Genomic DNA, 20,973 nt, shown 5'->3' on the forward strand with positions numbered 1-20,973 from the left:
GCGCACATAGATGCCAACCAACATTGGGAGAGAAGGAATGGCGAAAGCGGCTTTCGTCCGGGTGAGTGCGTCGGCGCTTGCCTGGGTACTCGCGATGGGCACGGCACAGGCGCAGATTGGCGGTGATCCAGTCCCCGCGCAGGCCTCTCCTGATGTAAACGAAGCCACATCGGCGCCCGATATCGTCGTTACTGGCACTTTGATCCGCGGCACGCCAGAGAACCTCGCCGTTCCAGTTGACGTGATATCCAGCGAAGAACTCGCAAAGCAGGGCGCTCCAACCGCAGTCGATCTCCTGAAGAATCTCACTGTCGCGAACGGCACGGTTGGTGATGCAAACCAGTTCGACAATCGCGCGCAGGGCTCTGAAGGCGTCGCGTCAGTTAACCTGCGCGGCCTCGGCCCTCAGCGCACGCTGGTGTTACTAAACGGCAAGCGGATGGTTCCCTCCGGCCTGGGTATCCCGATTGTGGACGTCAACATGTTCCCGGCGGCGGCAATTGGCCGGATCGAGATCCTGAAGGATGGTGCCGCGGCGACCTACGGCTCGGACGCGATCGCGGGCGTGGTCAATTTCATCACCCGTACTGATCAGGAAGGCTTCCTGGTTTCGGGCGACTACCGGTGGATCGATGGTTCAAAGGGGGACTATGGCGCTGCTGCCTCCTTTGGACACAAGCAGGACGGCTTCCGCATGTTCGCTGCTGTCGGGTATCAGCGTCGATCCGAGCTGCGCTTTACCGACCGCGATTTCGCGGTTCAGCCGTACCCGACCAATCCTCAGGGCGCTTGGACCGGCGGCGGCAATCCGGGCAACTTTGACTTCAACGGCACGGTCGGGGGGATCAATCTGACCACGGACCTAGGTTGCGAGGGGCTGGGCGGGTTCCGCAGCGCGCCTGGTTCAAATACGGACCGCTGCTTCACGCAATTCGGTCAGTTCGACAATCTTGTCGAACCTGAGGAGCGGCTACAAGCTTATGTGGAGAGCGAATTCGACGTAGCAGACAACGCGTCTCTGCGTTTTACTGGCCTTTACGCCTTCACCAACACACGCGTCACGAGCTCGCCCAGCTACCTGCCGACGCTGCCTCCGTCCCCGAACGCCGCGTTCGGGAATAATTCGCTCTTCGTGATCCCTGGCTATGCGCCAGCTCTTCAAGATTATTGCGCGCTTTATGGCGCCCAGGCTGGATGCTCGCGAAGTGGATCAGGCGCTCTAGATAGTGCCATTGGCTTGCCTGTGTTGTTCCGGCCGTTTCTGCTCGGCGGCAACCCGTTGTTTAAGAACGGAAGCAATGATCGCGGATCGGCTGTTTCAAAGCGTGATACCGAGGCGTTTCGTTTTACTGCCGATCTGAATATTCAGCTGACCAGTGATATCGATTTTGCTACGGGGTTCACCTTCAGCCAGTATCATCGCGATTATGACGGCACCGACGCGTTTGGTGACCTACTGCAGAACGCGTTGGCCGGATTTGGTGGGCCGAATTGCGCATACGCAAGCACCGCATCCCGAGCGGGCCTTACGCCGGCACAGCTTGCGGGGTTGGCAGGTACGAACGGTTGTACGTTCTTCAATCCTTTTTCGACCGCCATCTCCGCGAATGCAGTGACGGGAGTCGCCAATCCGAACTTTGCCGGCTCACGTAGTCCCGCTGGCTTCAGCCTTACGCCGGGCGCTGGGCTGATCAACGACCCTTCAACCATCGACCTGTTCTTCCGAACGCCGAATACACAGCTGCGGACCCAGCAATATGTTGGCGACGTGTCTCTTTCCGGCCGTACTGGGCTTCGCCTGTGGGCTGATGAAGCGATCGGATTCGCGGTTGGTGGCCAATATCGCAAGAACACATTCCAGCGACGTCTGAACGCCGACGCGAACATCGCGATCAATCCGTGCCCGGGCACGCCGCTGAATCCCAACGCCACCTGCAATCCGCAGACGGGCGCGCTTGGCTTCCTCGGAACCAACCCGCAACAGGACGCAGAGGCGGACGTTTACGCGCTCTTCGCGGAACTTCAGGTGCCAATCACCAATGCGGTGAACCTGCAGCTTTCGGCGCGGTATGAAGATTATGGTGGCGCGGTGGGCTCCACGTTCGACCCCCAGGCTCGGCTTAAGGTTGAACTGACCGACTGGTTCGGCTTGCGGGGTGGTGTTGGTACGAGCTTCCGTGGCCCGCCGCCTCAGAATCTCTCGGGTTCTGTGGTGTCGCTCCAGGTGATCGGGACCGGTTTCCGTGCGGTGGAGGTATTTGGCGATCCCAACCTGAAGCCAGAAAGCGCGACCACGTATAATGCCGGCGTTCTGATCGACCGTGGCCCCTTTAACGCCAGTCTCGACTACTGGCGCTATGAGTTTGCAGGCCCGATCGAGTCCGAACCGGTCTCGGGTCTGACCAACGCGCTGTTCGGCGCTACAGGATCGGCCAATTGTGACAATCCGGCTTATGCAGCGCTGAGGGCTCGCTTCACGTTCAACGCTGCCGGATGCGGCATCAACAACGTCAGCCGCCTGAGGGCGCAGGTGTTCAACAGTGCCGATGTCAAAACCTCGGGCCTCGACTTCAATGCCAGTTACCGGGGAGAGCTTGGCCCCGTCGAGTTGCTGGTCGGCGGCGCCGCTACTTATGTCATCGATTTCAAAGTCGACGATCTTGTGGTGGAAGGGGTGTTGGTCCAGCCGGCGTTTGATGCAGTCGGTAAGCTGAACTTCCAGACGACTTCCTATCCAATTCCGCAGTGGCGAGGAAATTGGTACGTTCAAGGAGACAGCGGGCCGCACTCGCTTCGGCTCCAGTTCAACTATGTCGATGGCTACACTGATCAGCGCGGTGCCGCGATTTTCGGCCCCAACCTTGGCGCGCTTGGTGGGGCTGCGAACACGCGTGGGAAGGAGATCGGCTCGTGGCGCACCTTTGACGCGACCTACCGTTTGGCGCTGGATAGCGGAACGACCTTCACGCTGTCCGCCGTGAACATCTTCGATCGCGATCCGCCGTTTGCACGACTGGATCCAAACTACGACAGCTTCACCGCGTCGCCTCTTGGTTTCACGTTGAAGGCGGCAGTATCGCAGCGATTTTGACGAATGGAGCGGCGAAGTTTGTTTCGAAACATTGCCGCCGGGTTGACAGGCTGACTTGTCGCGGGGGCTTGTTTAAGCCGTCGCGACGAGGTCAAGGTTTAGGAGAATGACATGGATGCCAGCACCACGTGGTCGCACGATGAGCGCGACGCGCGGGCTATTCGCAGGAGAGGTTGGACGCTGGCACTGCTGACGATCGCCTATTTCTTCAGCTTCATGGACCGGCAGATCCTTGCGATCCTGCTGGAGGCGATCAAAGCAGACCTGAAGCTTTCGGACACGCAGCTGGGGTTGCTCTCGGGGCTCGTGTTTGCGCTTTTCTACGCCACCTTGGGTTTGCCAATAGCGCGTCTGGCGGATCGCTCGAGCCGTAGCAATATCATCGCGATAAGCCTTGCATTCTGGAGCGGAATGACTGCGCTTTGCGGGCTGGCGCAGAACTTCACACACCTGATGCTTGCCCGTATCGGCGTCGGCATCGGCGAAGCGGGATTTGGCCCGCCGAGCCAATCCATCATTGCCGATCTGTACCCGCCGGAAAAGCGCGCAAGCGCGATGGCGATCTACTCGCTCGGCGTGTTGCTCGGCGGTGGGCTTGGCATGGTGATCGGCGGTTTCGTGGCGCATTCTTACGGTTGGCGCGTTGCTATGATGGTCGTGGGTCTGCCCGGCATCGCGCTCGCCGTTATCATGAAGTTGTTCGTGGTCGAGCCGCGCCGTGGGCTAGCGGACGGCAAGGCCCCCGCTGGACCGGCCGACGCGCCTACAATTGGTCTTTGGAACGGCATCGCTTCGATCTGGCACAATCGCGCGGCGTTCCACTTGGTGGCTGCGATCACGATCACGTCGCTGGTCGGCTATGCGGTCACGGGATGGGGCCCAAGCTACATGCAGCGTTCGCTGGGCATGTCCATGCTCGACGTCTCGAAATACGTGGCACTTCCAGCCGCTTTCGTCGCTGGCTTCTCAGCAATGATCGGAGGTTGGCTTTGCGATCGGGCGGCGAAAAACAAGGGCATTTACGCTCAGAGCTACGTCGTGGTGGTCATGAAGATCCTGGCGTTCCCCTTCGCGCTGGCCTTCTACTTCGTTGATCATCTGTGGCTCGCGCTGAGTTCCTACTTTGTCGCTGCGATCTTCGCCGGCGCCTATATCGGGCCGACCTATGCGATGATCCAGCACCTGGCCCCGTTGCGGCTTCGCGCCACCTGGGCGGCTCTCACGCTGCTGGCGACCAGCCTTTTGGGCTTGGGGCTTGGGCCGTTCGCGGTTGGCCAGATCAGCGACGCACTGAAGCCTATGTACGGGGCGGAATCGCTGCGTTGGGCGATGTTCTCCGTGGCGATGCTCACGCCTTGGGGCATCTTCCATTATTGGCGCGCAGGCGTGCTGATGAAGCGCCAGGAGGCGCCAACAGCGTAAGGTGTCTCCTCTTAAGATCTTGCCAGATTGGCAAACCCCGGGGCGCGGCAGCGCTCCGGGAAGGTGCAGGTCACCGGCCGATTGCATGAAAACGGACGTTCAACGAGGAAGAGCCGTTGACTAGTTATCCGCCGATTTCCTGCATCGTATCGCTCGTGGCGCGGCCAAGTTTGATGCTGCGCGCAAGTTAGCTCATCAAGGCGAGCGGCGGTGCCGCTCTTCAATCCTGATCAGTGCCGGATGACTCGATCATCGAACATGCCGAACGCCAAGGTTGAGGCGTAAAGGGCGATTGCACGATCACGTGGCATCGCCCAAGCCCACTTCCGCATGTCAAACGCAGCGTTAAGGAACGCCATCACCAACTGACTGGCGACTAGCGGATCAATGGCGCGGACCGTTCCCTCGGCGATCCCGTCGGAGATTGTGCCGGCAAAGCGCCGGGCGATCCGGTTAGACCGGTCAACCATAGTGGCGCGAACAGACATGGGGAGACCACTGAGCGCCGTCGTCCGCAACAGTGGCCCTGTCTCGGAAAACTGTACTTCCAGTAGCGTCGCGAACATCGCGCAAAGCCGCTCCCAGTGGGTTCCGCCCTGCTCGTCCGCCATTCTCTGCGCCGCGGAAATCGTATCGAAGCTCCTGCGATAGCAGGCAATAACGAGGTCATCCTTGGCATCGAGATGGTGGTAGAAACTCCCTTTGGTCACGTTGAGTTCGCTAGCGATCCGCTGCACCGAAGCGCCACGATAGCCAAGCTCGTTGATCAAACGGGTGGCGGCGTGAAGGAATGCATCGCGGCCTTCAACTGAGTCCTGCGGCAGCGAAAGGGTCCGCGGCTCCCAGCCCGCAGGGCGGGCAGCAAGGCCGCCACGAAACACATCCATCACGCAGGCCTCCACCCGCGCAATCTGGTCCATGTCGTAGCGGTTCAGCCAAACTGGCAGCCAAAACGTGTTTTCCATGAGAACGTGCGCGCGCGCGCCGTTGAGATCCGTTTGTGCGCGAGTGTCCGCCGGTCCCCACAGTGCCCGGGCGCGCCGGAATACCTCCCGCCATCCCGCCATGAGGCGGCTGCGAACCGGATCTTCCATCGCGCGCAGATCGGACAGCCCCGCGATCTGGCGTTCCTCACCCCGTTGCACCCGTGCCAAGCGGGCCATGTTGAGCGCGAGATACCGCTGGACCCGCTCCTCCGGCGTGTCTGCCTCCATAGCGGTGTCGAGCATGACCAGGAGATAGTCTAGCGTATGCTCGAACGCTGCGGCCGCAAGATCTTCCTTGCGCTTGAAGTAGTAGGTGACGCTTGTGGTATTCAGGCCTACGCGCCGCGCTACGTCCGCGAAGGTCATTCCCTTTGCGCTTTGTTCGTTGATTGCGTCGGCAGCTGCGGCGAGGATGGCTTCACGCTTCGCTCGGAAGCGGCGCGTGCCGATCTCCTCTCCGTCGCCGCCCGGTTCCCCCCTAGCCTGCATCCGACTGATCCTAGCGCCTATTTTTCGAACGAACAGTCCCTTTCTTTATCGCTGGCCACCTCTTCCTCACTAAGGAAGCCTCGACCGATTCGCGCGCTTGTCCGAAGATGCGGTACGCTTTACAGCTTTGATGAAATATCGAGCGGAGGGATGCTATGGACTTCACCCTGACCGAGCGCGAAACCTATTTCAGGGACCGCGTGAAGGCCTTCATCGACGCCGAGATCGCGCCGCGGCAGGCCGAGTATCACGAACAGGCGCACACTGGCGATCGCTGGAAGGTGATCCCCGTCATCGAAGAGGTGAAGGCCAAGGCCAAGGCGGCCGGGCTCTGGAACTTCTTCATGCCGCCGCACTCGGGCCAGACGCATGTCGACGAGACGTTCGAGTTCGAAGGGACGCAGCTCACCAACCTCGAGTATGCGCTGTGCGCCGAGGAAATGGGCAAGATCGGCTGGGCCAGCGAGTGCTTCAACTGCTCCGCGCCGGACACGGGCAACATGGAAGTGCTGCATCGCTATGGCACGCTGGAACAGAAGGAGAAGTGGCTTCGCCCGCTGATGAACGGCGAGATCCGCTCCGTCTTCCTGATGACCGAGCCGGCGGTCGCCTCGTCCGACGCCACCAACATCGAGACTCGGATCGAGCGTGACGGCGATCATTATGTGATCAACGGCGTGAAATGGTGGTCGTCAGGCGTGGGCGATCCGCGCTGCAAGATCGGCATCCTGATGGGCAAGACGAGCTTCGAAGGTTCGCGCCACCAGCAGCAGAGCCAAATCCTGGTGCCGATGGATACGCCGGGCATCAAGATCGAGCGCATGCTCTCGGTCTATGGCTATGATCATGCGCCGCACGGCCATGGCGAGGTGAGCTTCACCAACGTGCGCGTGCCGGTCGAGAGCGTCATCCTCGGCGAGGGCCGCGGGTTCGAGATCGCGCAGGGCCGGCTCGGGCCGGGCCGCATCCATCACTGCATGCGCACGATCGGCGTCGCCGAGGTGGCGCTGGAGAAGATGGCGAAGCGCCTCCTCAGCCGCGTCGCCTTCGGCAAGCGGATTTCCGATCACTCGGTATGGGAGCAGCGCGTGGCGCAGGCCCGGATCGAGATCGAGATGACCCGTCTGCTGTGCCTCAAGGCAGCGCAGACGATGGACGCGGCCGGCAACAAGGCCGCCAGCCAGGAAATCGCGATGATCAAGGTGTTCGCGCCGAACATGGCGCTGCGCATCCTCGACGATGCCGTGCAGGCGCATGGTGGCGGCGGCGTGGCGGAGGATTATGGCCTCGCGCATGCGTGGGCTTCGCAGCGCACGCTTCGCCTCGCCGACGGCCCGGACGAGGTTCACGCCCGCGCCATCGCCCGCAACGAATTCGGCAAGTACGGCGACTGGAAGGCGGAGATCGCGAATGATCGCGGCGCGCCGCGCGGTGCCGAGATTTCGAGTGGTGATATCGGCGTATCGCGCTGAGCCTTTTCGTCAGCGGACCGGACCCGGAGCCCGCTGCCAGCCATCGCGGTTGCGGGCTTGGCGGCCGGGTGACGATCATTCGTGAGAATAATGGAGAGAGACCGTGAAAGCCGCCGTCATCTTTGAAACCAAGGCGCCGCTCCAGATCGAGGACGTCGTCGTATCCAAGCCCGGCCCGCACGAGGTGCTGATCCGCACCGTCGCGTGTGGCGTGTGCCGGTCGGACCTGCACTTCGTCGACGGTGCCTATCCGCATCCGCTGCCGGCGATCCCGGGCCATGAGGCCGCCGGCATCGTCGAGGCGGTGGGTGACGAAGTGCGCACCGTGAAGGTCGGCGATGCGGTCGTTACCTGCCTCAGCGCGTTCTGCGGCCATTGCGAGTTCTGCATCACCGGCCGCATGTTCCTGTGCGTCAGCGCGGAAACCCGCCGCGGGCCGAAGGCGGAGCCTCGGCTTCGCCTGGCGAACGGCGGCAACGTCAACCAGATGCTGAACCTGTCGGCCTATGCCGAGCAGATGCTGGTGCACGAGCATGCCTGTGTCGCGATCGATCCGGAAATGCCGCTCGACCGCGCCGCGCTGATTGGCTGCGCGGTGACGACGGGTGCCGGCGCCGTGTTCAACACCACGGACGTGACGCCGGGCGAGACGGTCTGCGTCGTCGGCTGCGGCGGCATTGGCCTTGCCGCGGTGAATGCCGCGAAGATCGCCGGCGCGGGCAAGATCATCGCCCTGGATCCGGTGCCTGAGAAGCGCGCCGTCGCCGAGAAGCTGGGCGCGACCCATACCTTCGATCCGATGAAGGAAGGTGTCGTCGGCGAAGTGGTGGAACTCACTAAGGGCGGCGTCCATCATGCGATCGAAGCTGTCGGCCGGCCGCAGTCGGCGCAGACCACGGTCGACGTGCTTCGCCGCGGCGGCACCGCGACGATCCTCGGCATGATGCCGCTGGACCAGAAGGTTGGCCTTTCCGCGATGGAGCTGCTGTCGGGCAAGAAGCTGCAGGGGGGCATCATGGGGTCGAACCGCTTCCCGGTCGACATCCCGCGCCTGGTGGATTTCTACATGCGCGGCCTGCTCGATCTCGACACGATCATTGCCGAGCGGCTGCCCCTCAACCGGATCAACGATGCGTTTGACGAGCTCCGCAAGGGCGACGCGACGCGCAGCGTGATCGTGTTCGATCAATGAGCACGGCCGTGGCGGAAGATACCGGCCTCCAGGCGGAAATCAGCGAGCGCGACCGGCTGGACATCGATCGCCTCTATACCTGGATGGAAGCGCATGTGCCAGACTTCGCGGGTCCGCTGACCTATGCGAAGTTTGCGGGCGGGCAATCGAACCCGACGTACAAGCTGATGACGCCGGGGCGCAATTACGTGCTTCGGCGCAAGCCGATGGGTGAGCTTTTGCCGTCCGCACACCAGGTCGATCGCGAATATCGCGTGATGGCTGCGCTTCACCCGACCGGCTTTCCGGTGCCGCGGCAATATGGCCTTTGCGAGGACGATAGCGTCATTGGCTCCGCCTTCTACGTCATGGAGATGGTGGACGGCCGCACGATCTGGGACGGCGCCTTCCCGGGCATGGATGCCGACACGCGGCGTGCGCATTACAATGCGATGATCGATACGCTGGCGGCGCTCCACAATGTCGACCTGAAGGCAACAGGGCTCGAGGATTTCGGGCGGCCGGGCAATTACTTCGAGCGGCAGGTGAGCCGCTGGACGAAGCAATATCGCGGCGCCGAGACCGAGCATATGCCGGCGATGGAGCGGCTGATCGAATGGCTGCCGCGCACCATCCCGGAGCAGACGCGCACCACGATCGTCCATGGTGACTATCGCTGCGACAACATGAAGTTCGCGCCGGGCCTCGAGCCGCGGGTGGCGGCGGTGCTCGACTGGGAGCTCTGCACGACCGGAGATCCGCTCGCCGACCTCAGCTATTTCCTGATCAGTTGGGTGACCGAGCCGGAGGGCCGCTCGGGCGTGATGGGCCTGACCGGGCCGGAGACGGGCATTCCGACCGTCGAGGAAGTCGTCGCGCGTTATTGCGAGAAGACCGGCCGCGACGGCGTGCCCGATCTCAACTGGCTGCTGGCGTTCAACCTGTTCCGTCTCGCCTCGATCGTCCAGGGCATTCGCAAGCGCTTCCTCATTGGCACGGCGTCCAGCGCCAATGCCGAGGCGACCAGCGCTCGTGTGCCGATGCTGGCCGACGCGGCCTGGCAGTTTGCACAGAAGGCCGGCGCAACGGCGTAACGCCTGCTGCTGTCGGAGGGCACGGTTTGGGGAGGAGCGTGCTCCTCCCCCTTGATACAATCACTTGCGGGCCGGCCCCCCTCAGCCCCGCCCGCAAGCGGGGAGGGAGTGAGCCATGAGTTTGTTCGATCTGACCGGCAAGGTCGTCCTGATCACCGGATCGTCGCGTGGCATCGGCAAGGCCAGCGCCATCGCTTGCGCTGAACAGGGCGCGAAGGTGGTGATCTCCAGCCGCAAGCAGAACGCCTGCGAAGAGGTGGCCGAGGAGATCAACGCCCGGTTCGGGCCCGGTACCGCGGTGGCGATCGCTGCGAACATCTCCGACAAGGCCGCGCTCCAGCATCTCGTCGACCAGAGCCGGCGCGAGTTCGGGCGGATCGACTGCTTGGTCTGCAACGCCGCGTCCAACCCCTATTACGGGCCGCAGGAGGGCATTGCGGATGAGCAGTTCCGCAAGATCCTCGACAACAACATCCTCTCCAACCACTGGCTGATCACGATGGTCGCGCCCGAGATGAAGGAGCGCGGAGAAGGCTCGATCGTCATCGTCTCTTCGATCGGCGGACTTCGCGGATCGACCGTGATCGGCGCCTATTGCATCAGCAAGGCGGCGGACATGCAGCTCGCCCGTAACCTGGCGCATGAATATGGCGCCCACGGCATCCGGGTGAACTGCATCGCGCCGGGCCTGATCAAGACCGATTTCGCCAAGGCGCTGTGGGAAGACGAGGGGGCGGTGGCCGAGCGTAACCGCACGACGCCACTGCGCCGCATCGGCGAGCCGGAGGAGATTGCCGGCGCGGTCGTCTATCTCGCGTCGCGTGCCAGCGGCTTCATGACTGGCCAGACGATGGTGATCGACGGCGGCGTGACGATCTGATCCCGCCGCCCCTCGGTCGGAGGCGCGCGTAAGCAATGATGAAGCCGGGGCGGGAGGTGTTCTCCCGCTGCCTGTGCAACGGAGTGAGACATGGCTAGGTTCACCGACAAATCGATCATCGTGACGGGCGCCGGCTCCGGCATCGGGCGCGCCGCAGCGACGCTGTTCGCTGCCGAGGGTGGCTGGGTGATCGCCGCTGACAAGAAGGGCGCCGAGGAGACGGCGGAGGCGATCCGTGCCGCGGGCGGCACCGCGCACGCGATCGAGATGGACGCCGGCAGCGAGGAAGATGTCGTGCGCACCGTCGCGCTCGCCTGCGACAAGTTCGGCGGGCTGGACGTGATGTTCGCCAATGCCGGCATCTCGGGCGGCATGGCCAATATCTTCGATACTGACGTGGCGCTGATCACCGAAGTGTTGCGCGTGAACCTGATCGGCCCGTTCCTGGCGATCAAGCACGCCGCGCCGCGCATCGCCGAGCGCGGGCAGGGCGCGATCATCCTGACGGCGAGCGTCGCCGGCATCCGTTCCGGTGCCGGATCACCGGCCTATTCGGCGTCCAAGGCCGGCGTGATCAACCTCGCGCAGGTGTCGGCGCAGCAGCTGTCGGGATCGAACGTCCGCGTCAACGCGATCTGCCCCGGGCTGACCGAGACCGGCATGACCAAGTCGGTGTTCGATTATGCGCGCGACGCCGGCAAGATCGACCGCGTCGGGCGGCTCAACCCGCTGCGGCGCGGTGCGCAGCCAGAGGAGCTGGCGAAGGTCGCGCTGTTCCTTGCCTCGGATGATGCAAGCTACGTCAACGGCCAGGCGATCGCGGTAGATGGCGGCCTGTCGTCGAGCCACCCGGTAACCAAGCAGGAATACGGCCGCACTACGGCCTGATGCTCCCCGGGGTTTCAAACGCCACGTCTATCGGAAAGGGGGCATTCTCGTTTCCGATACGTGACGGTATGAACATACCGCCTTTCTTGAGGACGCGGTTACGGCGGTCAGGTACGTTCCGCCGCCACCCACCGATCGACTACTTTGGCAAGAACGCCAAGCGGCATCCCGCCGGCTTGCACCACAACATCGTTGAAGCCCCGCACATCGAAACGTCCAGCAAGGCGAGCTTTCGCGTGGTCGCGCAGTCGATTGATCTCGTTATGACCCGTCTTGTAGCCAAGCGCTTGTCCTGGCCAGATGCAGTAACGGTTGATCTCTGAACGGGCGCGGCTTTCAGTGTATCCGGTCGCTGCCATGAGCCAGCGCACGGCCTGATCGACGCTCCAGCGCTTGTGGTGAAGCCCCGTATCTACCACGAGGCGTGCCGCTCGGAAGTTCATCGATTGCAGGTAGCCGATCCGACCGAGTGGATCGTCTTCATAATAACCCAGCTCCGCCCCAATCTGTTCGGCGTACAAGCCCCATCCTTCCGAATAGGCATTGAAGCCTAGGAGAGTTCGGATCAGGGGCAAGTCGAAAGTATATTCGCCCTGCCAGATATGGCCCGGAATACCCTCATGGAAGGTCAGCGTTGCGAGTTCGAACCGGGGCCAGTTCGCCGTGTCACGCAAATTGATGTAATAGATTCCCGGCGTCGAGCCATCGAGCGCGCCCGGCCCGGCATACCCGTTGGGCGCCCCGTTCTGAATGGCAGGCGGCACCCGCTTGATAACGAGATTCCCGCGTACGAGCTTGCTGAAAGCTTGCGGCAGGCGCGGTCGAAGCCGGGCGACGACGGTATTTAGGTATTCCAGCAATTCCGCGCGCCCTGCGTCCGTGTTGGCGTAGAGCAGGTCCGGCCGCTTGCCGAGCGCCGCCAGGCGCTCGCCCGGTGTGCCTTGCGCCAAGCCCTGTGCGCGGAGCAGCGGATCTAGCTGGGCGGCATAGGCGCGGCATTGTTCAACCCCGGATTCGTGTATCTCATCCGGCGTGCGCTTTGTTGTGGTGGCCGCCTCCGCCAGCCAGGCGTAGCGATCCGCCGCGTCGGGCATGTGCCACATTCCCCCATCCTGAGGTGCGCGAGGGCGTAGGGAAGCGAGGGCATCCGCCTGATTTGCGAGGGCGGGAGCAATGCGGCGATCGACGATCGCCGTGGCGCGAGCCGTCCAGTTGCCGGTCAGGCCAGCCTTGGCGAGCTTGTCGGCGAAGCTACGGATCATGCCCTGCTCGGCGGCTGGTTGCGCGGCGCCGGCGCGCAGTTGCGCGACGGTGATGTCGTTGAAGGGAGCTGGCAGCAGCACGTTCTGGCGAGCATCGGCCTGTATCCGGCGCGTTTCGGCCTCGAGCTGGCCAGCATAGGCCTCAAGCCGGCTAAGATAGGCCTCGGCATCTGCGCGATTTGCGATTTGATGCTTGTTCTCAAGTAAATCGGGCGTGTCGACGAACGCGCCATTGCCCTGCGTCACCACATAGGGGGTCGAGCGGTAGTTGTTGTTCGACAGGAATGCCATGTCGCCTACCGGCATCCGGCGCCAACCTTCGAGCGCGATTTCATGGGCGGCGATCACGGTTTCGACATGGGTCGCGACGGTGGGCGAGAGAGCGGCCCGATTGATGGCTTGGAGTTGAGCCAGCCGCTTTGCTGCGTCATCCCTGCGAGCCGCCTCTGCGGTGGCACTGCGGTCGGTCAGCTTGCCCTTGAGCGACATCCGCTTGCCGCTGTCGAGACCAAGGTATGCCGCGCCGTCCGGGTAGGCAGCGAGGAGGGCTTCTGCCTGTTGATTGAGGATCGCCAGCGCGGCGGTGTCGGCGCTGCTGCTGGCACCACCCGTCTGCGCATGTGCTGGGGCAACCAGGGCGCTGCTGACGGCAAAAGCGGCAGTGCCGGTGAGGAAGTCGCGTCGATCGATCGTCATGCTGACACTCGAAACAGGAGGGAGCGGGAGAAAGCACATGTCCGAAGCCGGGTGACTTCCCACGAGAAGAGGGCGTCGTAGGCTGGACGACGTATGGCGCGCAGCTACTCCGCGCGCGGGGTGCGCTGACGGATCAATCCTTCCTGCGCGACGCTGGCGACGAGGCGGCCATCCTGCGTGAAGATCTGACCGCGGTTCATGCCGCGCGCATGGCCGGCCCAGGGGCTGTCGGTGGCGTAGAGCAGCCATTCGTCGGCGCGGAAATCCTCGTGCAGCCAGACGGAGTGGTCGAGGCTGGCGCTCTGGAAGCCGGGCGTCGTCCAGTTGACGCCGTGCGGCAGCATACAGGTGCCGAGCAGCGCCATGTCGGACGCGTAGGAGAGGATCGCGCGGTGCATCGAGGGATCGTCGCCGACCGGAGCGACGGCGCGGAACCAGCTGTGCTGGATCGGCTCCGTCGGCGTCGGGTTGAACCACTTGCGCGGGTAGACCGGGCGGATCTCGATCGGGCGCGGGCGGGTGACCATGCGCCGCTGCTTCTCGGGCAGGTTCACCGCGTCCTTCTCGCGCAGTTCCGCCTCGGTCGGCAGCGCTTCGGGCGGGGGCACGTCGGGCATCCGATCCTGATGGTGGAAGCCGTCCTCCGGCACCTGCAGCGAGCAGGCGAGGTTCAGGATCGGGGCGCCCCGCTGCATCGCGATGACGCGGCGAGTGGCAAAGCTGCGGCCTTCGAAGTCGCGCACGACGCGGTAGACGATCGGGAAGTTCTCGTCGCCCGGCCGCATGAAATAGGCGTGCAGCGAATGCGCGACCTTGGGTGCGTCAGTCGAGCGCTGCGCGGCCTGGAGCGCCTGGGCGATCACCTGGCCGCCGAAGACGCGGCCGACGCCGCCCTTCGACCGACGGCCGCGATAGAGATCGGTATCGATTTCCTCGACGTCGAGCAGATCGACGAGATCGGCGGCCAGAGCCTCGGGAGTGGGGGGAATGCGCGTGTCGTTCGAGGTGTCGCTCATCTGGTCCGGTCCCTGTGCCTGCCGCGATGGGGCAGGCAAGCAGGGCGGCCGTGGATCACGCCTGGCACACCTGTTGCGACCCGCCCCTGGTGTCGCTCCCCTCCCTCCTGCGGGAGGGAGGGGAAAAGCGTCAATAGCCGGCCGCGCGCGCGAGGCGATCGGCGTGGAAGTTCGCGTCTCCGAACAGTTCGGCCAGGACGCGCTGGCGCTTCATGTAGAAGCCGATGTCATATTCATCGGTCATGCCGATGCCGCCGTGCATCTGGATGCCCTCCTGCACGCTGAGCATCGTGGCGAGGCCGGTCATCGCCTTGGCGACCGAGACCGCAGCGTCCGCCTTCTCATCACCGGCGTCGAGCAGCTGCTGCGCCTTCAGCACGGCGGCGCGGGCCACTTCCATCTCGCTGTAGAGGTGCGACGCGCGGTGCTGCAGCGCCTGGAAACTGCCGATCAGCACGCCGAACTGCTTGCGCTCCTTGAGGTAGTTCACCGTCATGTCCATCGCGCCAGCACCGACGCCGAGCATCTCGGCAGCGGCACCCGCGCGGCCGGCGCGCAGCAGGCGATCGAGCGGCGTGCGGCCGGCGTCGACCTCGCCGATCACGGCGTCGGCATCGACCTCGACACCGTCGAACTCGATCCGCGCCGCGAGGCTGGCGTCGGTCAGACGCTCGGCCTTGGCGGTCATGCCAGCGGCATCCTTGGGCACGGCGAACAGCGTGACGCCGTCCTGATCATCGGCCGAGCCGGCCGTGCGCGCGGCGACGATCACCACGTCAGCAACATGGCCGTGGTGGACGAACTGCTTGGCGCCGGTGAGCTTGAAGCCGTTGCCGGCGCGCTCCGCCTTCATGGCAACCGACGAGCGGTGCTTCGCGCCTTCGTCGATCGCGAGCGCGGCAACCGTCTCACCAGCGAGAATGCCGGGGAACCAGCGATCCGCGTGCGGCGTGCCCTTCATCGCCTCGACCGCGGCGACGGCGGTCTGAAGGAAGGGCGAGGGCGACAGGTTGCGACCGATTTCTTCGAGCACGACGCCCGCCTCGACATGGCCGAGGCCAAGGCCGCCCTGTGCCTCGTCGATGAGGATGCCGGTGAAGCCCATGTCGGCGAACTGCTTCCACAGATCGCGCGAGAAGCCGGTCTGGTCATTGTCGTCGCGCAGCTTGCGCATGTGGCTGACGGGGGCGGAATCGGCCACGAAATCGCGCGCGGTGTCGCGCAGCATGGTCTGATCTTCGTTCAGGAAAAGAGGCATCGTTCGTCCCTTTTACGCCCCGGCGCGCTTGAGCGCCGGAGGAGGTGGGAAGCGGCGGCAGGCCCGTGGCCGCGCCGCCCGCTTCCCGTAGATGGTGTGGCGAGCGCGCCCTCCCCGTGAGGGGAAGGGCGACCCGATCACGCGCCCGGCAGCTCCAGGATGCGCTTCGAAATGATGTTGAGCTGCACCTCGCTGGTGCCGCCCTCGATCGAGTTCGCCTTGGTGCGCAGCCAGTCGCGGGCCGGCGCACCGCCGCGCGACCGCTCGCTTTCCCATTCCAGATTGTCCGAGCCGCCCGAGGCCATCAGCAGTTCGTGGCGCGCCTTGTTCAGCTCCGTGCCGTAATATTTCATCATCGACGGCTGGGCGGGATGCGCGCGGCCGGCCTTCAGCTCGTCAATGAAACGTTCGGACTGGGCAGCGAACGCCTTGGAACGAACCTCAAACTCGGCGATCTTGGCGCGCAGCAGCGGATCAGCGAGGCGACCGTCATGATCGAGACCGATGGTGGCGATCGCGCCTTCGATCAGCGGGTTCCTGCCGCCGCCGCCGAGGCCCATGTTCGAGATCATCTCACGCTCATGGCCGAGCAGGTATTTCGCGACGTCCCAGCCCTTGTTGAGCTCTCCGACGAGGTTCTCCTTCGGCACCTTCACATTGTCGAAGAAGGTTTCGCAGAAGGGCGAATAGCCGCTGATCAAGAGAATCGGCTTGGTCGAGACGCCGGGCGTCTGCATGTCGAACAGGACGAAGCTGATGCCCTTGTGCTTGTTCGTCTTGTCGGTGCGCACGAGGCAGAAGATCCAGTCCGCATAATTGGCGTAGCTGGTCCAGATCTTCTGGCCGTTGATGAGGAAGTGATCGCCCTTGTCCTCCGCCGAGGTGGCGAGGCTGGCGAGGTCGGACCCGGCGTTCGGCTCCGAATAGCCCTGGCACCAGCGGATCTCGCCGCGCGCGATCTTGGGCAGATGCTCCTTCTTCTGCTCCTCGGTGCCGTATTTCAGCAGCGCCGGCCCGAGCATCGAGATGCCGAACGAGGACAGCGGGTTGCGGCACCGCAGCTTCGCCATTTCCTCGCGCAGGATCTTGGTTTCGGCCGCCGAGAGGCCGCCGCCGCCATATTCCTTGGGCCAATCGGGCACGGTCCAGCCCTTGGCACCCATGGCGTCCATCCACTGCTTCTGCGCCGGGGTCATGGCGCTCTGGTCGCGGCCACCCCAGACGCTGTCTTTTTCGCTGCGGATTGGCTCGCGCATCTCGGGCGGGCAATTCGCCTCGAGCCACGCGCGCGTCTCGGCGCGGAACTGATCAAGATCGGTCATTCGCTTGCTCCTTCGCGGGTCTTCTCGCGCAGATATTGGATGAGTTCGATGGTGTGGCCTTCCGGATCATCGAGGAAGGCGATGCGCATGCCGGGGAGATCCTCCGGCGGGCGAACGGCGGTGGCACCGGCGGCGACCGCGCGATCCCAGGCGGCCTGGATGTCGCGGGTCGACAGGCCGAGCGGCCCGTGATTGTCCCCGCGCACCAGCGCGCGGCCGTCGGTGTGATGATAGAGGACGAGCGTGAAGGGATCGTCCGGGAGCCCGATCAGCACCTCTTCCATCCCCGGAAGCGCGATGCGGTTGCGCTCCGTGAACCCGAACGCTTGTTCGTAGAAGGCGAGGGCGCGCGGCAGATCCTGCACGACGAACTTCGTGAAGAGGATGCGGCCGACGGTCATTGTGCGCGCCCCGCCGCATCGTGGATGTCGCGTGCCGCGGCGATGGCGGTGCGATCGGCGTAGAGGTCCGCGATCACCTGGACGCCGATCGGCAGCCCGTCCGCATCCCGGCCGATCGGCAGGCTGGTGGCGGGCAGCATGGGGAAGGTGGCGAGGCCGGGGAAGACGAACTGGTGGAAGAATTGCGTGTCCTCGCCGTTGATCGAGAGGCGGCGGGTGGCGAGCGGCGTCCGATCATGCGGGAAGGCCGTCATGCCCACCGTCGGCGCGATCACCGCATCATAGCTTTCGAACAGGCGGCGCCACTGGCGCTGATTGCGGGCCTGCTCGTCATGGAGGTGGAGCCAGGGTTCGAGCTCGGGCGCGGCCTGCCCTTCGGGACGCGGCGCGCGGCGCGACATGGCGATGTTGAGCATCTGCCAATAGCCGGCGTGCTGGCGTTCGAGATCGGGGAGGAGATCGCTGCTGGTGTCGACGGTGGCGCCGGTTTCCCGCAGCGCGTTTGCGACCCGTTCGAGTGCGGCGATGATCGATTGCTGCACCTTTGCCATCGGATGGCTGGTGAGGAGCAGGAAGCGCCATTTGTCACCGTGGCGGCGGGCAGGGGCGAGCGGGTGATCGGCGACGATGTCGAGCGCGGTTTCGAGATCGTCGGCATCGCGCGCCATCGGACCGAGCACCGACAGGACGGTGCGCGCCCCGTCGGTGCCGGGCATGTAGTGGCCCTCCGTGGGGATGACACCCCAGGTGGTCTTGTGCCCCCAGACGCCGTTGAAGGCGGCGGGCACGCGGATCGAGCCGCCGATGTCGGAGCCGAATTCGAGCGGGACCATGCCGGCGGCGAGCGCGACGGCCGACCCGCCGGACGAGCCGCCCGCGACCCGATCCGGGTTCACGGCATTGTTGGTGCGGCCATAGACGGGATTGTCGGACTGGAGATCCGACAGGGCCGGAGGCACGTTGGTCTTGCCCAGGATGATCGCGCCGGCCGCCTTCAGCCGGCGAACGGTGACAGCGTCTTCGGCGGCGGTGAAATCGCGATGCTCGGCAAAGCCGAAGGTGGTCGGCAGGCCGGCGACGTCATAGCTTTCCTTGATCGTCATCGGCACGCCGAGGAGCGGGCCATCGAACCCTTCCGCGATACGCGCGTCGAGCTCGGCGGCTGCCTGCCGGGCACGATCGAAATCACGCACCACGACCGCGTTGAGCGCGCCGTCGCGTTCTTCGATGCGGGCGATCGCCGCCTCGGTCTCCTGAAGCGCCGTGGTGGCGCCGGAGCGGACGGCGGCGGCGGTCTGGAGGGCCGTGCGTTCAGTCATCGCTGGAGGCTCCTGTGCCCGCCTGCCCGGCGCACGCGGGGACCGATACCTCCAAGAGAGAGGGGCGGCACCATGGCGCGACGGGCAGGGCGGGGCACGATGCGGTCACTTCAGTGCAGCGCCCGTCTCGGCGGCGGTCTTGAGGCTTTCGGCGACCTTGAAGCCATGCTTTTCAAGCCCTTCAACGATCTTCTTCAGGCCGACTTCATGCTGCGCCCAGAACATCGGGCCGCCGCGATAGACCGGCCAGCCGTAGCCCATGATCCAGACGACATCGACGTCGCTCGCCCGCTGCGCCTTGCCCTCTTCGAGGATCAGCGCACCTTCGTTGACCATCGGGTAGAGCGTGCGCTCGACGATTTCCTGATCGGTGATCTCGCGCTTGGGCAGGTTTGACTTGGCGCGGAATTCCTCGATGATCTCGAGCGCGCGGGGGCTCGGCGTCGCGTTACGCTTCTCGTCGTAATCGTAATAGCCCGCGCCCTTCTTCTGGCCCCAGCGACCCTCGGCAGCGAGCGCATCGCGGATGCTCTCGATCCGGCTCGGATCCCGATGCCAGCCGATGTCCACGCCGGCGAGATCGGCCATCTGGAACGGGCCCATCGGCATGCCAAAATCGGTGTGGACCTTATCGATCTGCTGCGGCGTCGCGCCCTCCATGAGGAGCTTGTTCGCCTCGATCTGGCGCGGGCTGAGCATGCGGTTGCCGATGAAGCCGTGGCACACGCCAGCGACGACTGCGACCTTCTTGATCTTCTTGGCGAGCGCCATGACGGTGGCGAGCACATCCTTCGCCGTCTTCTCGCCGCGGACCACTTCGAGCAGGCGCATGACATTGGCCGGCGAGAAGAAGTGCATGCCGACCACGTCCTCGGGACGCTTCGTCACCGCGGCGATCTCGTCGACGTTGAGGTAGCTGGTGTTGGTGGCGAGGATCGCGCCGGGCTTGGCGATGGCGTCAAGCTTGGTGAACAGCTCCTTCTTGACGTCCATATTCTCATACACCGCCTCGATGATGAGATCGCAGTCGGCGAGGTCCTCTAGGTTGAGCGTCGGCGTGACGAGGCCCATCGCCTTTTCCGGCGCGTCGGGCTTGATCCGCCCCTTGGCGGCCGACGCCTCGTAATTCTTGCGCATCACGCCGGTGCCGCGGTCGAGCGCCTCCTGCTGCATCTCGACGATCGTCACCGGGATGCCGGCGGACAGGAAGTTCATCGAGATGCCGCCGCCCATGGTGCCGGCGCCGATCACGCCGACCTTGTTGATCGGGCGAAGCGGCGTCTTGGGATCGACGTCGTCGATCTTGGCGGCCTGGCGCTCTGCGAAGAACAGGTGGCGCTGCGCAGCGGACTGTGTGCCCTCCATCAGCTTGACGAACTCGGCGCGCTCGAACTTCATGCCCTCGTCGAACGGCAGCTCGCTCGCCGCGACCACGCAGGCGATGTTCGCCGCCGGCGCATCGAAGCCACGCATCTTGCGGCCGTGCTGCTTCTTGAACGCCTCGACCGCTTCGGGATCGGGCGCCACCGTCTTGTCGCGCACGCGCGGGATCGGCTTCTTGTCGGCGACCCCGCGCGCGAAGGCGATCGCGTCCGCCTCAAGGCTGTCCTCGCCGACGACGCGGTCGACCAAGCCGACCTCGGCCGCTTTCTTGGCCGGGATCGGATCGCCAATCGCAACCATCTCGAGCGCGGCCTTCACGCCGACGATGCGCGGCAGGCGCTGCGTGCCGCCCGCGCCCGGCAGCAGGCCAAGCTTGACTTCGGGCAGCCCCATCACCGCCGAGGGCACGGCGACGCGATAGTGGCAGGCGAGCGCGACTTCGCAGCCGCCGCCGAGCGCGGTGCCGTGGATCGCGGCGACGATCGGCTTCTCGCTCGAATCCATCATGTCGATGACTTCGTGAAGCGATGCGCCCTTGGGCGGCTTGCCGAATTCGGTGATGTCGGCGCCGGCAAAGAAGGTCTTGCCGTCGCAGCGGATCACCATCGCCTTCACGGCGGGATCGTTGATCCCCTGACTGACGCCTTCCTTCAGCCCGTCACGCACGCCGGCGCCAAGGGCGTTCACTGGCGGCGAATCGGAGATGATGACGAGAACGTCGTCGTGGCGTTCGAAGCGGACGGGGGAAGTCATTTCTTTCTCCATTCGTCATCCCCGTGCGGGCGGGGATCCATATTTCTCGAACCGAGCCGGTTCAGTCGAT

Annotated in this window: 15 protein-coding genes; 7 read left to right on the forward strand and 8 right to left on the reverse strand. The window is 64.5% G+C overall.

All coding sequences use genetic code 11. The features are described 5' to 3' along the window. Positions 1 to 37: 37 nt before the first annotated feature. The gene (locus LQ954_RS05885; RefSeq protein WP_231022329.1) at positions 38 to 3,091 is read left to right on the forward strand and encodes a TonB-dependent receptor plug domain-containing protein; all 3,054 of its coding nucleotides are present in this window, start codon (positions 38 to 40) and stop codon (positions 3,089 to 3,091) included. A gap of 111 nt (positions 3,092 to 3,202) precedes the next feature. After that, a complete protein-coding gene (locus LQ954_RS05890; protein WP_231022330.1) occupies positions 3,203 to 4,513 on the forward strand; it encodes a spinster family MFS transporter in 1,311 nt (436 codons plus the stop codon). A 230-nt stretch (positions 4,514 to 4,743) separates the two neighbouring features. Here the strand turns inward: LQ954_RS05890 and LQ954_RS05895 are convergent, their stop codons facing one another. Next, positions 4,744 to 5,988: a TetR/AcrR family transcriptional regulator gene (locus tag LQ954_RS05895; RefSeq protein WP_231022331.1), complete on the reverse strand. Its 1,245-nt coding sequence runs from the start codon at positions 5,986 to 5,988 to the stop codon at positions 4,744 to 4,746. A gap of 155 nt (positions 5,989 to 6,143) precedes the next feature. On the opposite strand from LQ954_RS05895, the gene LQ954_RS05900 reads away from it, so the two are divergent. From LQ954_RS05900 to LQ954_RS05920, 5 genes are all read left to right on the forward strand, one after another. Further along, on the forward strand, positions 6,144 to 7,460 hold the full coding sequence (locus LQ954_RS05900; protein WP_227770398.1) for an acyl-CoA dehydrogenase family protein: 1,317 nt from the start codon (positions 6,144 to 6,146) through the stop codon (positions 7,458 to 7,460). Positions 7,461 to 7,563: 103 nt separating this feature from the next. Next, complete coding sequence (locus tag LQ954_RS05905) at positions 7,564 to 8,652, forward strand: Zn-dependent alcohol dehydrogenase (protein WP_231022332.1); 1,089 nt, start codon at positions 7,564 to 7,566, stop codon at positions 8,650 to 8,652. Next, positions 8,649 to 9,725: a phosphotransferase family protein gene (locus tag LQ954_RS05910; RefSeq protein WP_231022333.1), complete on the forward strand. Its 1,077-nt coding sequence runs from the start codon at positions 8,649 to 8,651 to the stop codon at positions 9,723 to 9,725. The genes LQ954_RS05905 and LQ954_RS05910 overlap by 4 nt, the downstream gene beginning before the upstream one ends. Before the next feature lie 115 nt (positions 9,726 to 9,840). Continuing rightward, positions 9,841 to 10,605 carry an SDR family NAD(P)-dependent oxidoreductase gene (locus LQ954_RS05915; RefSeq protein ID WP_231022334.1) on the forward strand — a complete coding sequence of 255 codons (765 nt, stop codon included), beginning with the start codon at positions 9,841 to 9,843 and terminating at the stop codon, positions 10,603 to 10,605. Between the two features lie 90 nt (positions 10,606 to 10,695). Then, positions 10,696 to 11,493 (forward strand): SDR family NAD(P)-dependent oxidoreductase, encoded by a 798-nt coding sequence (locus tag LQ954_RS05920; protein ID WP_231022335.1) that lies wholly within the window; start codon positions 10,696 to 10,698, stop codon positions 11,491 to 11,493. Between the two features lie 107 nt (positions 11,494 to 11,600). On the opposite strand, the gene LQ954_RS05925 is transcribed toward LQ954_RS05920, so the two are convergent. The 7 genes from LQ954_RS05925 to LQ954_RS05955 form a co-directional block, all read right to left on the reverse strand. Further along, the gene (locus LQ954_RS05925; RefSeq protein WP_227770393.1) at positions 11,601 to 13,451 is read right to left on the reverse strand and encodes a DUF885 domain-containing protein; all 1,851 of its coding nucleotides are present in this window, start codon (positions 13,449 to 13,451) and stop codon (positions 11,601 to 11,603) included. Between the two features lie 104 nt (positions 13,452 to 13,555). Continuing rightward, complete coding sequence (locus tag LQ954_RS05930) at positions 13,556 to 14,467, reverse strand: acyl-CoA thioesterase (protein WP_227770392.1); 912 nt, start codon at positions 14,465 to 14,467, stop codon at positions 13,556 to 13,558. 130 nt (positions 14,468 to 14,597) lie between these two features. Continuing rightward, positions 14,598 to 15,725, reverse strand: coding sequence for an acyl-CoA dehydrogenase family protein (locus LQ954_RS05935; protein ID WP_231022336.1), 1,128 nt, complete (start codon positions 15,723 to 15,725; stop codon positions 14,598 to 14,600). A 137-nt stretch (positions 15,726 to 15,862) separates the two neighbouring features. After that, on the reverse strand, positions 15,863 to 17,047 hold the full coding sequence (locus tag LQ954_RS05940) for an acyl-CoA dehydrogenase family protein (RefSeq protein WP_231022337.1): 1,185 nt from the start codon (positions 17,045 to 17,047) through the stop codon (positions 15,863 to 15,865). Then, the gene (locus LQ954_RS05945) at positions 17,044 to 17,448 is read right to left on the reverse strand and encodes a VOC family protein (RefSeq protein ID WP_231022338.1); all 405 of its coding nucleotides are present in this window, start codon (positions 17,446 to 17,448) and stop codon (positions 17,044 to 17,046) included. Before LQ954_RS05945 ends, LQ954_RS05940 begins: the two co-directional genes overlap by 4 nt. Further along, positions 17,445 to 18,767 (reverse strand): amidase family protein, encoded by a 1,323-nt coding sequence (locus LQ954_RS05950; RefSeq protein WP_231022339.1) that lies wholly within the window; start codon positions 18,765 to 18,767, stop codon positions 17,445 to 17,447. The genes LQ954_RS05945 and LQ954_RS05950 overlap by 4 nt, the downstream gene beginning before the upstream one ends. Before the next feature lie 105 nt (positions 18,768 to 18,872). Continuing rightward, positions 18,873 to 20,903 carry a 3-hydroxyacyl-CoA dehydrogenase NAD-binding domain-containing protein gene (locus LQ954_RS05955; protein WP_231022340.1) on the reverse strand — a complete coding sequence of 677 codons (2,031 nt, stop codon included), beginning with the start codon at positions 20,901 to 20,903 and terminating at the stop codon, positions 18,873 to 18,875. Positions 20,904 to 20,973 lie beyond the last annotated feature (70 nt).

The sequence above is a fragment of the Sphingomonas sp. IC-11 genome (assembly GCF_021043365.1).
Lineage (GTDB): Bacteria > Pseudomonadota > Alphaproteobacteria > Sphingomonadales > Sphingomonadaceae > Sphingomonas.

Bases quoted from the DNA above. Each gene is read 5' to 3' on its own strand.
- LQ954_RS05955 (WP_231022340.1), bottom strand. From the start codon at position 20,903: ATGACTTCCCCCGTCCGCTTCGAACGCCACGACGACGTTCTCGTCATC.
- LQ954_RS05940 (WP_231022337.1), bottom strand. From the start codon at position 17,047: ATGACCGATCTTGATCAGTTCCGCGCCGAGACGCGCGCGTGGCTCGAG.
- LQ954_RS05890 (WP_231022330.1), top strand. From the start codon at position 3,203: ATGGATGCCAGCACCACGTGGTCGCACGATGAGCGCGACGCGCGGGCT.
- LQ954_RS05885 (WP_231022329.1), top strand. From the start codon at position 38: ATGGCGAAAGCGGCTTTCGTCCGGGTGAGTGCGTCGGCGCTTGCCTGG.
- LQ954_RS05925 (WP_227770393.1), bottom strand. From the start codon at position 13,451: ATGACGATCGATCGACGCGACTTCCTCACCGGCACTGCCGCTTTTGCC.
- LQ954_RS05945 (WP_231022338.1), bottom strand. From the start codon at position 17,448: ATGACCGTCGGCCGCATCCTCTTCACGAAGTTCGTCGTGCAGGATCTG.
- LQ954_RS05895 (WP_231022331.1), bottom strand. From the start codon at position 5,988: ATGCAGGCTAGGGGGGAACCGGGCGGCGACGGAGAGGAGATCGGCACG.
- LQ954_RS05915 (WP_231022334.1), top strand. From the start codon at position 9,841: ATGAGTTTGTTCGATCTGACCGGCAAGGTCGTCCTGATCACCGGATCG.
- LQ954_RS05950 (WP_231022339.1), bottom strand. From the start codon at position 18,767: ATGACTGAACGCACGGCCCTCCAGACCGCCGCCGCCGTCCGCTCCGGC.
- LQ954_RS05900 (WP_227770398.1), top strand. From the start codon at position 6,144: ATGGACTTCACCCTGACCGAGCGCGAAACCTATTTCAGGGACCGCGTG.
- LQ954_RS05920 (WP_231022335.1), top strand. From the start codon at position 10,696: ATGGCTAGGTTCACCGACAAATCGATCATCGTGACGGGCGCCGGCTCC.
- LQ954_RS05930 (WP_227770392.1), bottom strand. From the start codon at position 14,467: ATGAGCGACACCTCGAACGACACGCGCATTCCCCCCACTCCCGAGGCT.
- LQ954_RS05935 (WP_231022336.1), bottom strand. From the start codon at position 15,725: ATGCCTCTTTTCCTGAACGAAGATCAGACCATGCTGCGCGACACCGCG.
- LQ954_RS05910 (WP_231022333.1), top strand. From the start codon at position 8,649: ATGAGCACGGCCGTGGCGGAAGATACCGGCCTCCAGGCGGAAATCAGC.